15 protein-coding genes are annotated in these 12,618 nt (G+C 68.9%); 13 read left to right on the top strand and 2 right to left on the bottom strand.

The genetic code is table 11. The features are described 5' to 3' along the window. The gene (msrA, locus tag BST11_RS01640; RefSeq protein WP_067326862.1) at positions 1-516 is read right to left on the bottom strand and encodes a peptide-methionine (S)-S-oxide reductase MsrA; all 516 of its coding nucleotides are present in this window, start codon (positions 514-516) and stop codon (positions 1-3) included. 70 nt (positions 517-586) lie between these two features. Here msrA and BST11_RS01635 point away from each other — a divergent pair, with 70 nt between their 5' ends. From BST11_RS01635 to BST11_RS01620, 4 genes are all read left to right on the top strand, one after another. Next, positions 587-1,099: a nuclear transport factor 2 family protein gene (locus tag BST11_RS01635; RefSeq protein ID WP_083136283.1), complete on the top strand. Its 513-nt coding sequence runs from the start codon at positions 587-589 to the stop codon at positions 1,097-1,099. Then, positions 1,096-2,166 carry an NAD-dependent epimerase/dehydratase family protein gene (locus BST11_RS01630; RefSeq protein ID WP_083136282.1) on the top strand — a complete coding sequence of 357 codons (1,071 nt, stop codon included), beginning with the start codon at positions 1,096-1,098 and terminating at the stop codon, positions 2,164-2,166. Before BST11_RS01635 ends, BST11_RS01630 begins: the two co-directional genes overlap by 4 nt. 20 nt (positions 2,167-2,186) lie before the next feature. Further along, positions 2,187-3,014 carry a class I SAM-dependent methyltransferase gene (locus BST11_RS01625; RefSeq protein ID WP_083136461.1) on the top strand — a complete coding sequence of 276 codons (828 nt, stop codon included), beginning with the start codon at positions 2,187-2,189 and terminating at the stop codon, positions 3,012-3,014. Positions 3,015-3,087: 73 nt separating this feature from the next. Further along, positions 3,088-3,468 (top strand): DUF427 domain-containing protein, encoded by a 381-nt coding sequence (locus BST11_RS01620; RefSeq protein ID WP_083136281.1) that lies wholly within the window; start codon positions 3,088-3,090, stop codon positions 3,466-3,468. Here the strand turns inward: BST11_RS01620 and BST11_RS01615 are convergent. Next, entirely contained in the window at positions 3,449-3,868 is a 420-nt protein-coding gene (locus tag BST11_RS01615; protein WP_083136460.1) for a nuclear transport factor 2 family protein, read from the bottom strand. The two genes, BST11_RS01620 and BST11_RS01615, sit on opposite strands and share 20 nt — an antisense overlap. A gap of 65 nt (positions 3,869-3,933) precedes the next feature. Here BST11_RS01615 and BST11_RS01610 point away from each other — a divergent pair, with 65 nt between their 5' ends. The 9 genes from BST11_RS01610 (at position 3,934) to BST11_RS01570 (ending at position 12,617) form a co-directional block, all read left to right on the top strand. After that, positions 3,934-4,845 carry a DNA-3-methyladenine glycosylase family protein gene (locus tag BST11_RS01610; protein WP_083136280.1) on the top strand — a complete coding sequence of 304 codons (912 nt, stop codon included), beginning with the start codon at positions 3,934-3,936 and terminating at the stop codon, positions 4,843-4,845. A 113-nt stretch (positions 4,846-4,958) separates the two neighbouring features. Continuing rightward, the gene (locus BST11_RS01605) at positions 4,959-5,507 is read left to right on the top strand and encodes a Dps family protein (RefSeq protein WP_083136279.1); all 549 of its coding nucleotides are present in this window, start codon (positions 4,959-4,961) and stop codon (positions 5,505-5,507) included. 66 nt (positions 5,508-5,573) lie between these two features. Continuing rightward, positions 5,574-6,539, top strand: coding sequence for a pirin family protein (locus tag BST11_RS01600; RefSeq protein WP_083136278.1), 966 nt, complete (start codon positions 5,574-5,576; stop codon positions 6,537-6,539). Positions 6,540-6,541: 2 nt separating this feature from the next. Then, entirely contained in the window at positions 6,542-7,177 is a 636-nt protein-coding gene (locus tag BST11_RS01595) for a TetR/AcrR family transcriptional regulator (protein WP_083136277.1), read from the top strand. 60 nt (positions 7,178-7,237) lie between these two features. Next, a complete protein-coding gene (locus BST11_RS01590) occupies positions 7,238-8,200 on the top strand; it encodes a class I SAM-dependent methyltransferase (RefSeq protein ID WP_083136276.1) in 963 nt (320 codons plus the stop codon). After that, complete coding sequence (locus BST11_RS01585; protein WP_083136275.1) at positions 8,197-9,138, top strand: class I SAM-dependent methyltransferase; 942 nt, start codon at positions 8,197-8,199, stop codon at positions 9,136-9,138. The genes BST11_RS01590 and BST11_RS01585 overlap by 4 nt, the downstream gene beginning before the upstream one ends. A 138-nt stretch (positions 9,139-9,276) precedes the next feature. Continuing rightward, positions 9,277-10,707 (top strand): aldehyde dehydrogenase family protein, encoded by a 1,431-nt coding sequence (locus BST11_RS01580; protein ID WP_083136274.1) that lies wholly within the window; start codon positions 9,277-9,279, stop codon positions 10,705-10,707. Positions 10,708-10,777: 70 nt separating this feature from the next. Beyond that, positions 10,778-11,641 (top strand): SDR family oxidoreductase, encoded by an 864-nt coding sequence (locus tag BST11_RS01575; RefSeq protein WP_067326824.1) that lies wholly within the window; start codon positions 10,778-10,780, stop codon positions 11,639-11,641. Between the two features lie 10 nt (positions 11,642-11,651). Next, the gene (locus tag BST11_RS01570) at positions 11,652-12,617 is read left to right on the top strand and encodes an NADPH:quinone oxidoreductase family protein (RefSeq protein WP_083136273.1); all 966 of its coding nucleotides are present in this window, start codon (positions 11,652-11,654) and stop codon (positions 12,615-12,617) included. The last annotated feature ends 1 nt before the right edge of the window (position 12,618 follow it).

Genomic DNA, 12,618 nt, shown 5'->3' with positions numbered 1-12,618 from the left:
CTACTGGCCGGCGGCCGCGCGCCGCGGCAGCTTCCAGCCGGGCCGCACGAAGTGGCAGGTGTACCCGTTGGGGTAGCGCTGCAGGTAATCCTGGTGCTCGGGCTCGGCCTCCCAGAAGTCGCCGGCGGGGCTGACCTCGGTGACGACCTTGCCCGGCCACAGGCCCGACGCCTCGACGTCGGCGATGGTGTCCAGCGCGACCCGCTTCTGCTCGTCGTCGAGGTAGAAGATGGCCGAGCGGTAGCTCGGTCCCCGGTCGTTGCCCTGCCGGTCTTTGGTTGTCGGGTCGTGGATTTGGAAGAAGAACTCCAGCAGCGCCCGGAAATCGGTGACCGCGGGGTCATAGACGATCTCGACGGCCTCGGCGTGGGTGCCGTGATTGCGGTAGGTCGCGTTGGGGGTGTCACCGCCGCTGTAGCCGACTCGGGTGGAGATGACGCCGGGCTGCCTGCGGATCAGGTCCTGCATTCCCCAGAAGCAGCCACCGGCCAGGATAGCTTTTTGGGTGTTCGTCATTCCTTGTCCTCCTTGGGAACTCCTCGGGAACCGGCGGCCCAGACGACTCAGCCCAGGCTACACTCCGGCGATGACGTCGTTCTCCCGCAAGTTCTCCCGCAGCGAACTGGCCGACGCCTTCGAGCGGTTCGAGGCGACCGTCGCCCGAGCCGCCGAAACCCGGGACTGGGACGCCTGGGTCGACCAGTACACGCCGGACGTCCTCTACATCGAGCACGCGGCGGGCACCATGCGCGGCCGCGACGAGGTGCGCGAATGGATCACGCGCACGATGACGACCTTTCCCGGCAGCCACATGGTGGCCTTCCCGTCGCTGTGGTCGGTCATCGACGAGCCCACCGGGCGCATCATCATCGAACTGGACAACCCGATGCGCGACCCGGGCGACGGGAGCGTCATCAGCGCCACCAACATCTCGATCATCACCTACGCCGGTGACGGCCTGTGGTCCCGTCAGGAAGACATCTACAACCCGCTGCGGTTCCTGAGCGCGTCGATGAAATGGTGTGAGAAGGCGCGGGCGCTCGGCACGCTCGACGACGAAGCGGCGCGCTGGATGCAGCAGTACGGAGGATCCAAGTGAGCACCGAACCCGAGCAAGGCCCCAAGCTCGGCCCCAAGCTCGTTGTAGGCGCCAACGGGTTCCTGGGTTCGCACGTCACCCGCCAGCTCGTCGCCCAAGGGGCTGCGGCGGGCTATGAGGTGCGGGCGATGGTGCGCCCGACCGCCAACACCCGCGCCATCGACGACCTGGACGTCACCCGGTTTCACGGCGATGTGTTCGACACCGCCACGCTGCGCGCGGCGATGGACGGCGTCGACGACGTCTACTACTGCGTCGTCGACACCCGCGCGTGGCTGCGCGACTCGGCTCCGCTGTTCCGCACCAACGTCGAGGGCCTGCGCAACGTGCTCGACGTCGCCGTCAACCAACCCGGCCTGCGCAGGTTCGTCTTCACCAGCACCTACGCCACGGTGGGCCGGCGGCGCGGGCGCGTGGCGACCGAGGACGACGTCATCGACCCGCGCGGGCTGACCCCCTACGTCCAATCCCGGGTCGCGGCCGAGAACCTGGTGATGCGGTACGTGGCCGAGGCGGGATTGCCCGCGGTCGCGATGTGTGTTTCGACGACCTACGGCAGCGGCGACTGGGGCCGCACCCCGCACGGCGCGTTCATCGCCGGCGCGGTCTTCGGCAAGCTGCCCTTCCTGATGAACGGCATTCAGCTGGAGGTCGTCGGCGTCGACGACGCCGCCCGGGCCATGATCCTGGCCGCCGAACGCGGGCGCATCGGCGAGCGCTACCTCGTCTCCGAAAAGATGATGCCGTTGAAGGACGTCGTGCGCATCGCCGCCGACGAGGCCGGTGTGCCGCCGCCGCGACGGTCGATCTCGGTGCCGGCCCTCTATGCCCTCGGCGCGCTGGGCAGCCTGCGGGCGCGACTGACGGGCAAGGACGCCGAGCTCAGCCTCAAGTCGGTGCGCATGATGCGCGCCGAGGCCGACGTCGACGCCGGCAAGGCGAGGCGCGAATTGGGCTGGCAGCCGCGCCCGGTCGAGGAGTCGATACGCGAGGCCGCGCGCTTTTGGGCCGCGATGAAGAGCGGGCGCACCGCCCGCAAGGACGGCGCGGTCGCCCAATCCGAATAGGCTCGGCCTTCGTGGACCGGATAAGCGTCGAGCTGGACGGGCCGCCGCAGACGATGCTGGCGACGCTGTACGCCAAGGCGCTCGACGCCGACGCCCGGCGGCCGATCCTGGGCGATCGGTACGCGAAAACCGCCGTGGACCGCATCGACTACGACTGGGACAGGACGACGATCACGCCGCGGCGCGCGCCGTCCGTGGCCGTGCGCACCGCCCACTTCGACAACTGGGTGCGCCAATTTCTGGACGCCCACCACGGCGCCGGCGAGGAGGTCGCCGTGCTGCACGTCGGGTGCGGTTTGGACGCGCGCGTGTATCGGCTGGATCCCCCGCCCGGGGTGCGGTGGTACGACGTCGACTATCCCGACGTCATCGCCCTGCGCGAGCGGGTGTACCCGGGCCGGGCCGACTGCCGCATGGTGTCGGCGTCGGTGACCGATCCGGCCTGGCTGGCCGACATACCGGCGGCGCCCCGCACACTGTTCGTCGCCGAGGGGCTGACGATGTACCTGACCAAGGGCGACGGGCTGGCCCTGCTGCGCCGCGTGGTCGACCGGTTCGGTTCGGGGGAACTGCAGTTCGACGCGTTCAACAACTTCGCCATCCGCACCCAGTGGAGCAACGCGGTGGTCCGGCGCTCGGGATCCACGCTGCACTGGGGCATCGACGGGCCGCGCGACATCCTCGACGCCGTCCCGGGCGCGCGCCTGCTGGCGTGGGAATCGGTGTTCGACAGCGACACCTTCGACCAGGTCTCGGCGGCGGTCCGCTGGCTGGGCAGGGCGATGGCGGCGGTGCCGACCCTGCGCAACATGGCGCAATATCACCGCTACGCGTTCGGGCCGCCCTGACGGGAAGCGTCGGGCGCCCGGCGATGTTGCAACCCGTATCCGCGCCCGATCCGCGGCTGAGAGGTAGGAGACCATGAGCCACCCGGAAATCAAAGAGCCCAGCGCTGGACACCCCATCACCATCGAGCCGACCAAGGGCCGGGTGCAGGTCCGCGTCAACGGCGAACTCGTGGCGGACAGCACCGCGGCGCTGGAGTTGCGCGAGGCGACTTTGCCTGCGGTGCAATACATTCCGATCGGCGACGTGGTCTTTGACCGGCTGTCGCGCACGGAGACCGGCACCTATTGCCCGTTCAAGGGCGACGCCAGCTACTACAGCGTGACCACCTCGGCCGGCGACACCGTCGAGGACGCCATCTGGACCTACGAGCAGCCCTACCCCGCCGTCGCAGCCATCGCGGGGCACGTCGCGTTCTACCCCGACAAAGCCGAAATCAGCGTCTCGCCTCGGTAGCCGGCGGGGGCCGCCAGTTGGGGAACAGTTTCGCCCCCGACGCGGTGTCGCTGTATTCGCGCAACGAGACGATCAACCCGTCGCGGGTCTCGAAAATGCAGACGAACGGGCTGTCGTAGTGCTCGCCGTCGGCCGCCGTGCCCGCGGCCTCCCCCTCCACGACCACCGTGTCGCCTTCGTTGATGCAGCGCAGCAGGTCGATGGTGATCTCGACGGCGCGCTTGCGCTCGTCGACCACGCGCCGAAAGTTCTGCTTGTCCAGGCACAGACGGGTGTAGAGGCTCCAGTACGTGAAGTCGTCGCTGAGCAATGCGAAGCCTTCGTCAACCTCGCCGCCCTCACTGAGGCTCTGCAGGAACATCCAAGCGAGCTCGGAATGTGGGCCATCGAAGGGCGTCATCACAGTCGCAATAGTGTCTCGGGAAAGAGTTGACGGTCAAACAACACGACCGGGAGTGGTTGAGGGTGAAAAGCGAGCGCACGGTCACGTTCCCCGGGGCCGCCAGCTTCGGGAACACCCTGGCGCCGCTGCGCCGCGGCCCCCGGGACCCGTGCTTCCGGCTGCCCGGTGACGGCACCATTTGGCGCACCAGCCTGCTGCCCAGCGGGCCCGTCACGGCGCGGATCAGCCGCGCGGCGCCCAACGCCGCCCGATGCGTGGCCTGGGGCGGTGGCGCGCCGGAGTTCGTCGAGATGTTGCCCGCGGTGCTCGGCGCCGAGGACGACGCCTCGGGTTTCGTGCCGCGCGACCCGACGGTCGCGGCCGCGCACCGGCGCGTCCCCCACCTGCGGCTGGGCCGCACCGCCCTGGTGCTGGAGGCCCTGATACCGGCGATCATCGAGCAGCGGGTGCCCGGCGCCGACGCGTTTCGGTCGTGGCGCCTGCTGGTGTCCAGGTACGGGACGCCCGCGCCCGGGCCGGCGCCGGAGGGGATGCGGGTGCCGCCGCCGGCCGAGGTGTGGCGGCACATCCCGTCGTGGGAATTTCACCGCGCCAACGTCGATCCGAGGCGGGCGCAAGCGGTGGTGAGTTGCGCCCGCCGGGCGGCCTCGCTGGAACGGCTGGTCTCGCGCCCGGCGGAGGAGGCCCGCCGGGCGTTGACGTCGTTGCCGGGGGTGGGCGAGTGGAGCGCCGCCGAAACCGCGCAGCGGGCCTTCGGTGACGCCGACGCCGTGTCGGTGGGCGACTACCACATCCCGAAGATGGTCGGCTGGACGCTGTTGGGCCGTCCGGTCGACGACGCCGGCATGCTCGAACTGCTCGAGCCCATGCGACCGCACCGCCACCGGGTTGTCCGTTTGCTCGAAGCCAGCGGACTGGCCTACGAGCCGCGGCGCGGCGCGCGGCTGCCGGTGCAGCACATCAGCGCGCTGTAGGCGCGGCCGACCCCGGCCGGGTGCTCGGCGGGCGCGCGGGGTCCGCGTTTCCAGCAACCACCATCGGGTACCCATGCCGGGAAGTGACCGTGTGCGAAACAGGGGAGAAATCGATGACACAGTTCACCATTCCGGGACTGACCGACAAGCAGGCGGCGCGGCTCACCGAGTTGCTGCAAAAGCAGCTGAGCACATACAACGACCTCCACCTCACGCTCAAGCACATCCACTGGAACGTGGTGGGCCCCAACTTCATCGGCGTGCACGAGATGATCGACCCGCAGGTCGAGGCGGTCCGCGGGTTCGCCGACGACGTTGCCGAGCGCATCGCGGCGCTGGGCGCGTCCCCGCAGGGCACGCCGGGGGCGATCCTCAAGGACCGCACCTGGGACGACTACTCCGTCGGCCGCGACTGTGTCCAGGCGCACCTGGCCGCGCTGGACCTCGTCTACAACGGCGTCATCGAGGACATCCGCGGATACATCGAGGAGACCGAGGAACTCGACAAGGTCACCCAGGACCTGCTGATCGGCCAGGCGGCCCACCTGGAGAAGTTCCAGTGGTTCGTGCGCGCTCACCTGGAAAGCGCGGGCGGCAGGCTCACGCACGAGGGCTCCTCGACCGAACGGGACGCCGCGAGCAGCGCGCGCAGCGCCTCCTAGCGCACCCGGGGAATAACTGGACCGCAGTCCGGTTATATGGGCAACCCTTGTTGAAGGAGGTAAGAGTTGCCCGCCATCACCGCAGACACGCTGACCTTGGCGCGCGTCGGGCCCGCCGGGCCCGCCGACACCGAGCGGCCGGTCCGGTCCATCACCAGCGGCCCGCGAGGCTATGAGGGCGAGGGATTCCCGGTGGTCCGCGCGTTCGCCGGGGTCAGCACCGCCGCGCTGGATCCCTTTGTCCACATGGACCAGATGGGCGAGGTGGAATACCAGCCGGGCGAGGCCAGGGGCACCGATTGGCACCCGCACCGCGGCTTCGAAACTGTCACCTACATGATCGACGGCAAATTCGCGCACCAGGATTCGCACGGCGGCGGCGGCCTGATCGCCGACGGCGCGACGCAATGGATGACGGCCGGCTCCGGCATCCTGCACATCGAGACCCCGCCGGCCGAGCTGGTCGAAAGCGGCGGCGTATTCCACGGCATCCAGCTGTGGGTGAATCTGCCGAGGAAGGACAAATTCGCGCCGCCGCGGTACCAGGCGATCGAAGGTGCGGACGCGGCTTTGCTCGCGTCGCACGACGGCGGGGCGCTGGTGCGCATCATCGCAGGTGAGATCGACGGCCACCGCGGACCGGGAATCACCCACACGCCGATCACATTGGCGCACGCGACGATTGCGAACGGCGCCCGGCTCAACATCCCCTGGCGCCGGGACTTCAACGCGCTGGTCTACGTGCTGTCCGGTAGCGGATACGTCGGCCCGGTAGCCCACCCGGTCCGACCGGGGCAATTGGTCGTGCTCGGTCCCGGCGACCGGATCACCGTCGGCGCACACCAGGCCCGGGCGATCGACGTGCTGCTCCTGGGCGGGCAGCCGATTCGCGAGCCGGTATTCCACTACGGGCCATTCGTGATGAACTCCCGCGCGGAATTGATCGAGGCGCTGCAGGACTACCAATCCGGAAAATTCGGAAGCATTCCGCCGAATTCGCTAATGCCCCACGATGGCGGTGGCACACTTTAGCAATGTCGAGACCGGCGAGCCGCCGACCGGGACGCCCCCCTGCCGCCAGGGCGGACGAGACGCGTCAGCGGATCATCGACGCGGCCCGCCAGGTGTTCAGCGAACGTGGCTACGACGGGGCCACGTTCCAGGCCGTCGCCGCCCGCGCCGATTTGACCAGGCCGGCGATCAATCACTACTTCTCCACCAAGCGGCTGCTCTACCAAGAAGTCCTGGACCAGGCAAATGCCCTCGTGATCGGGGCCGGCATCCGGCAGGCCGAGCGCGAAACGACGCTGAAGGAGCGGCTGACGGCCTTCATCTCCACCGCGGTGCGTGCCAATTCCGACAATCCGTCCGTGTCGGCGTTTTTGATCAGCGCCGTCCTCGAATCGCAACGCCACCCGGAATTGAGTGAGGCGGAAAACGATTCGGTGAGAATTAGCCGAGAATTTCTGATGCGGGTGGTCAATGACGCGATCCAGCGCCGGGAGGTCGTGGCCGATATCGACGCGTCGGCATTGGTCGAGGTGCTGCTGGTCGTGCTCTGCGGAGTCGGGTTTTACGCCGGGTACGTCCGCAGCTACGAGGAGTTGCTGGCCATCAGCGACGTGCTGCGGCGGCTGCTCGAGGGCGCCCTCTGGCGACCCGACGCGTGACAGTGAAGTTGCGCACAAAGCGTATAGGCTAACTAACTTATTCGGTAAAGTGGTCGGGTCATGACTGATCTGGACGCCTCGTTACCGCCCTCGATAAGGAGCGCCGGCGACAGTTGGGCCATCACCGAACTGGTGGGCGCCACCGCGCTGGGCGTCGCCGCCTCGCGCGCGGTGGAGACGGCCCGGCCGGACCCCCTCGTCCGTGACGAGTTCGCCCGCGTCCTGGTGTGCTCGGCCGGCCCGGCCTGGGAGCGGCTGACCGACGTCGAGCTGGCCTGGCTCGACGGCGACCCGCGCGGCCAGCGCGCGCATCGGCTCGGCGTCGACTATCAGGCCGTGCGCACCCACTACTTCGACGAATACTTCGGCAACGCGGTATCCGCGGGGATCCGCCAAGTCGTCATCCTGGCCGCCGGCCTGGACTCGCGCGCCTACCGGCTGAATTGGCCGTCGGGCACCGCGGTGTACGAGATCGACCAGCCCAAGGTGCTCGAGTACAAGGCCGCAATCCTGCGGGAGCAGGGCGCCGTTCCGGCCGCCACCCGGCGTCCGGTCCCGGTCGACCTGCGCGACGACTGGCCCGCCGCCTTGGCCGCCGCCGGCTTCGACCGCACCAGGCCCACGGCGTGGCTCGCCGAGGGCCTGCTGCCCTACCTGCCGAGCGACGCCCAGGACCGGCTGTTCGAGATGCTCACCGCGCTCAGCGCGCCCGGAAGCCAGGTCGCCGTCGAGCTGTTCGGCATGAATTCGCGCAGCAACTCGGCGCGCTGGCTGCGGATGCGCGACCGGCTGGGCCTGGACGTCAACGTCGCGGCGCTGACCTATCACGAGCCCGACCGCACCGATGCCGTCGAGTGGCTGACCGACCACGGCTGGCGGGTGCAGGCCGTGAACAACCACGACGAGATGGCCCGACTGGGCCGCCCGGTCCCCGACGACCTGTCCGACGAGGCCGTCCGCAGCACGCTGCTGCGCGCGCGTCTCGGCGACCCCGATCAAGCCCCCGAAGGAGCACCGCGATGAGCTCACTGCGCACCCACGACGACACCTGGGACATCAAGACCAGCGTCGGCACCACCGCGGTGATGGTGGCCGCCGCCAGGGCCGTCGAGACCGAGCAGCCCGACGCCCTGATCCGCGACCCCTATGCCAAGCTGCTGGTCACCACCGCCGGGGCCGGCGTCTTGTGGGAGGCCCTGCTCGACCCGGAGATCGCGGCCAAGGTGGAAAGCCTCGACGCCGAATCCGCCGCGCACATCCAGCACATGCGCGGCTACCAGGCGGTCCGCACGCACTTCTTCGACACCTACTTCAACGACGCCGCCGCGGCCGGAATCCGCCAGGTGGTGATCCTGGCGTCGGGCCTGGACTCGCGCGCCTACCGCCTGGACTGGCCGGCCGGCACCACGGTGTACGAGATCGACCAGCCCCAGGTGCTGGCCTACAAGTCCGAGACGCTGGCGGAAAACGGCGTGACGCCGTCGGCCGATCGGCGTGAGGTCGCCATCGACCTCCGTCACGACTGGCCGACCGCGCTGCGCGCTGCGGGGTTCGACCCGGCGACGCCGACGGCGTGGCTGGCCGAGGGCCTGCTGATGTACCTGCCCGCCGAGGGCCAGGACCGATTGTTCGCCCAGATCGGCGAGCTGAGCGCGCCCGGCAGCCGGGTGGCGGCCGAAACCGCCCCCGAGCACGCCGACGAGCGCCGCCAGCAGATGCGCGAGCGGTTCAGGAAGGTCGCCGACGAGATCGGCCTCGAGGAGACCGTCGACGTCGGGGAGCTGATGTATCGCGACGAGCACCGCGCGGACGTCACGGCCTGGCTCAACGACCACGGCTGGCGCGCGAAGGCGCAGCCCGCGACGGACGAAATGCGCCGGCTGGGCCGCTGGGTCGAGAACGTTCCGCTGGCCGACGACAAGGACGCCTTCTCCGACTTCGTCGTCGCCGAACGCCTCTAGGGTGCCTACTCCCGAACTCGAGGGGGTTCGGGAGCAGGATCCGTCCTTTCTGCCCTACCAACCGGATGGCTAGGATCGCGGTTATCACCGATGAGCGGTTACTCGCCTCGCAGCGGGGGGCTCTGCTCGGGAAGGACAATGATGACCACCGAATCGGTTACGCCGAAGACATCGGGATCCAAAAACGGGGTGGCGGCTCAGCCCGTCGATATCGCGGCCACGGTTGACCGGCTCCGCAAGACCTTCGCCACGGGTCGCACCCGCGACATCGAGTGGCGCAAGCGGCAGCTGCTGCAACTGCAGAAGTTGATGGAGGACAACGAGGCGGCGATCGCCGCCGCGCTCGCCGAAGACCTGGACCGCAGTCCGTTCGAGGCCTTCATCGCCGATGTGGCCACCACCGCCGGCGAGGCCAAATACGCCGCCAAGCGGGTGCGCCGGTGGACCCGCCGCAGATACCGACTGCTGGAGCTGCCGCAGCTTCCGGGTCGCGGCTGGATCGAGTACGAGCCGTACGGCACCGTGCTGATCATCGGCGCCTGGAACTATCCGTTCTATCTGACGCTGGGCCCGGCGGTCGGGGCGATCGCCGCCGGGAACACCGTCATCCTCAAGCCCTCGGAGATCGCGGCCGCGTCCTCGCGGGTGATGGCCGAGCTGGTGCCGCGCTACCTCGACAACGACGCGATCGCGGTGATCGAGGGCGACGGGTCGGTGAGCCAGGAGCTGATCGCGCAGGGACTGGACCGCGTGATGTTCACCGGTGGCACGGAGATCGGCCGCAAGGTCTACGAGGGCGCGGCGCCGCACCTGACCCCGTGCACGCTCGAGCTGGGTGGCAAAAGCCCGGTGATCGTCGCCGCCGACGCCGACGTGGAGGTGGCGGCCAAGCGGATCGCCTGGATGAAGCTGCTCAACGCCGGGCAGACCTGCGTCGCACCGGATTACGTGTTGGCCGACGCCAAGATTCGTGACGAACTGGTGAGCAAGATCGGCGCCGCCATCACAAAGTTCACCTCGGACAAGCCGGGCGGGGTGAAGATCATCAACCAGCGCCAGTTCGACCGGATCAGCGGTTACCTTTCCGGCGGGGACGGCAAGGTCATCGTCGGCGGCGAATGCGACGCCTCGAGCCTGCGCATCCAGCCGGCCGTCGTCGTCGACCCCGACCCGGACGGGCCGTTGATGCGCAACGAGATCTTTGGGCCGGTGCTGCCCGTGATCACCGTCCAAAACCTCGACGAGGCAATACGTTTCGTCAATTCGCGGCCCAAACCGCTGTCGGCCTACCTGTTCACCAAATCGCGCGAAACCCGCGAGCGGGTGATCAGGGAGGTGCCGGCGGGCGGCATGCTGGTCAACCACATCGCCTTCCAGGTCTCCACCGCCAAGCTGCCGTTCGGCGGGGTCGGGCCGTCGGGCATGGGGGCCTACCACGGCAAGTTCGGGTTCGAGGAGTTCAGTCACCGCAAGGCGGTGCTGACCAAGCCGACGCGGCCCGACCTGTCGAGCTTCATCTACCCGCCCTACACCGAGCGGGCGTTCAAAATGGCCCGCCGAATGTTCTAGAGATCTCCAACGATCGCATTTGCACGAAACCACTTGCTAGACACGAGATTCCACATCAGAGAGGAACCCTATGCCCGGAGTGCAGGATCGCGTCGTCGTCGTCACCGGAGCCGGCGGAGGCCTGGGCCGCGAATACGCCCTCACCCTCGCCCGCGAGGGCGCCAGCGTCGTCGTCAACGACCTCGGCGGTGCGCGTGACGGCACCGGAGCCGGCCACAACATGGCCGATCAGGTGGTCCAGGAGATCAAGGACGCGGGCGGCCGCGCGGCCGCCAACTACGACAGCGTCGCCGAGCCGGAGGGCGCGGCCAACATCATCAAGACCGCGCTCGACGAGTTCGGCGCCGTGCACGGCGTGGTGAGCAACGCCGGGATCCTGCGCGACGGCACCTTCCACAAGATGTCCTTCGAGAACTGGGACGCCGTGCTCAAGGTGCACCTCTACGGCGGGTACAACGTCATCCGCGCCGCCTGGCCGCATTTCCGCGAGCAGAGCTACGGCCGGGTCGTCGTCGCCACCTCCACCAGCGGGTTGTTCGGGAACTTCGGGCAGGCCAACTACGGCGCGGCCAAGCTGGGCCTGGTCGGGTTGATCAACACGCTGGCCCAAGAGGGCGCCAAGTACAACATCAAGACCAACGCGCTGGCGCCGATCGCGGCCACCCGGATGACCGAGGACATCCTGCCGCCCGAGGTGCTGCAGAACCTGACCCCGGATTTCGTGGCGCCGGTCGTTGCCTACCTGTGCACCGAGGAGGTGCCCGACACCGGCTCGATCTTCATCGTCGGCGGCGGCAAGGTGCAGCGCGCCGCGCTGTTCCAGAACGAGGGCGTCACGTTCAAGAAGCCGCCGTCGGTGGACGAGGTGGCCGCGCACTGGACCGAGATCGACGACCTGTCCGCAGCTAAACAGGCCAATTTCTCGATCCGGTGATCGATACCCCATGAAAGCCTGTGTGGTACAGGAGCTTTCGGGTCCATCCGGGGTGGTCTACACCGATATCGACGACGTCGAGGAGGGCGACCACGTCGTCGTCGACGTCCGCGCCGCCGGGGTGTGCTTTCCGGACTTGCTGCTGGCCAAGGGCGAGTACCAGCTGAAGTTGCCCCCGCCGTTCGTCCCCGGCATGGAGGCCGCGGGCGTGGTGCGTTCGGCGCCCCCGGGCTCGGGCTTCCGTGTGGGGGAGCGGGTTTCGGCCTTCGGCATCCTGGGTGCCTATGCCGAGCGGGTGGCGGTCCCGGTGCCCAACGTGATGCGCAGCCCCGCCGAACTCGACGACGCCGAAGCCGTGTCGCTGCTGGTGAACTACAACACCATGTATTTCGCGCTGGCGCGCCGCGCCGCGATGCGGCCGGGCGACACGGTGCTGGTGCTGGGCGCCGCCGGCGGTGTCGGCACCGCGGCGATCCAGGTCGCGCAGGCGATGGGCGCGAAAAAGGTGTTGGCCGTGGTGCATCGGGAAACCGCCACCGACTACGTCGCGTCGCTGGGCGCCGACCTGGTGGTGCCGCTGGCCGACGGCTGGGCCGACCGGGTGCGTGACTACACGCAGGGCCGCGGCGTCGACATCGTCGTCGATCCCATCGGCGGACCGGCCTTCGACGACGCGATTCGCGTCCTGGCCATCGACGGCAAGCTGCTGGTGATCGGCTTCGCCGCCGGCGGCATTCCCACCGTCAAGGTCAACAGGTTGCTGCTGCGCAACGTCAGCGTGGTGGGCGTCGCGTGGGGCGAGTACCTGAACAAGGTCCCCGGCTCGGCCGCGCTGTTCTCCTGGGGGCTGAGCCAGTTGGTGTTCCTGGGGCTGAAACCGCCGCCGCCGCAGCGTTATCCGCTCTCCGAGGGGCAGGCGGCGCTGCAGAGCCTGGCGGACGGCGGTGTGCTGGGCAAGGTGGTGCTCGAACCCTGAG

It is taken from the genome of Mycobacterium alsense, assembly GCF_002086635.1.
Classification (GTDB): domain Bacteria; phylum Actinomycetota; class Actinomycetes; order Mycobacteriales; family Mycobacteriaceae; genus Mycobacterium; species Mycobacterium alsense.
Note: the sequence above shows the minus strand (reverse complement) of the source record. Positions and strands in the feature narration are given on the sequence as shown.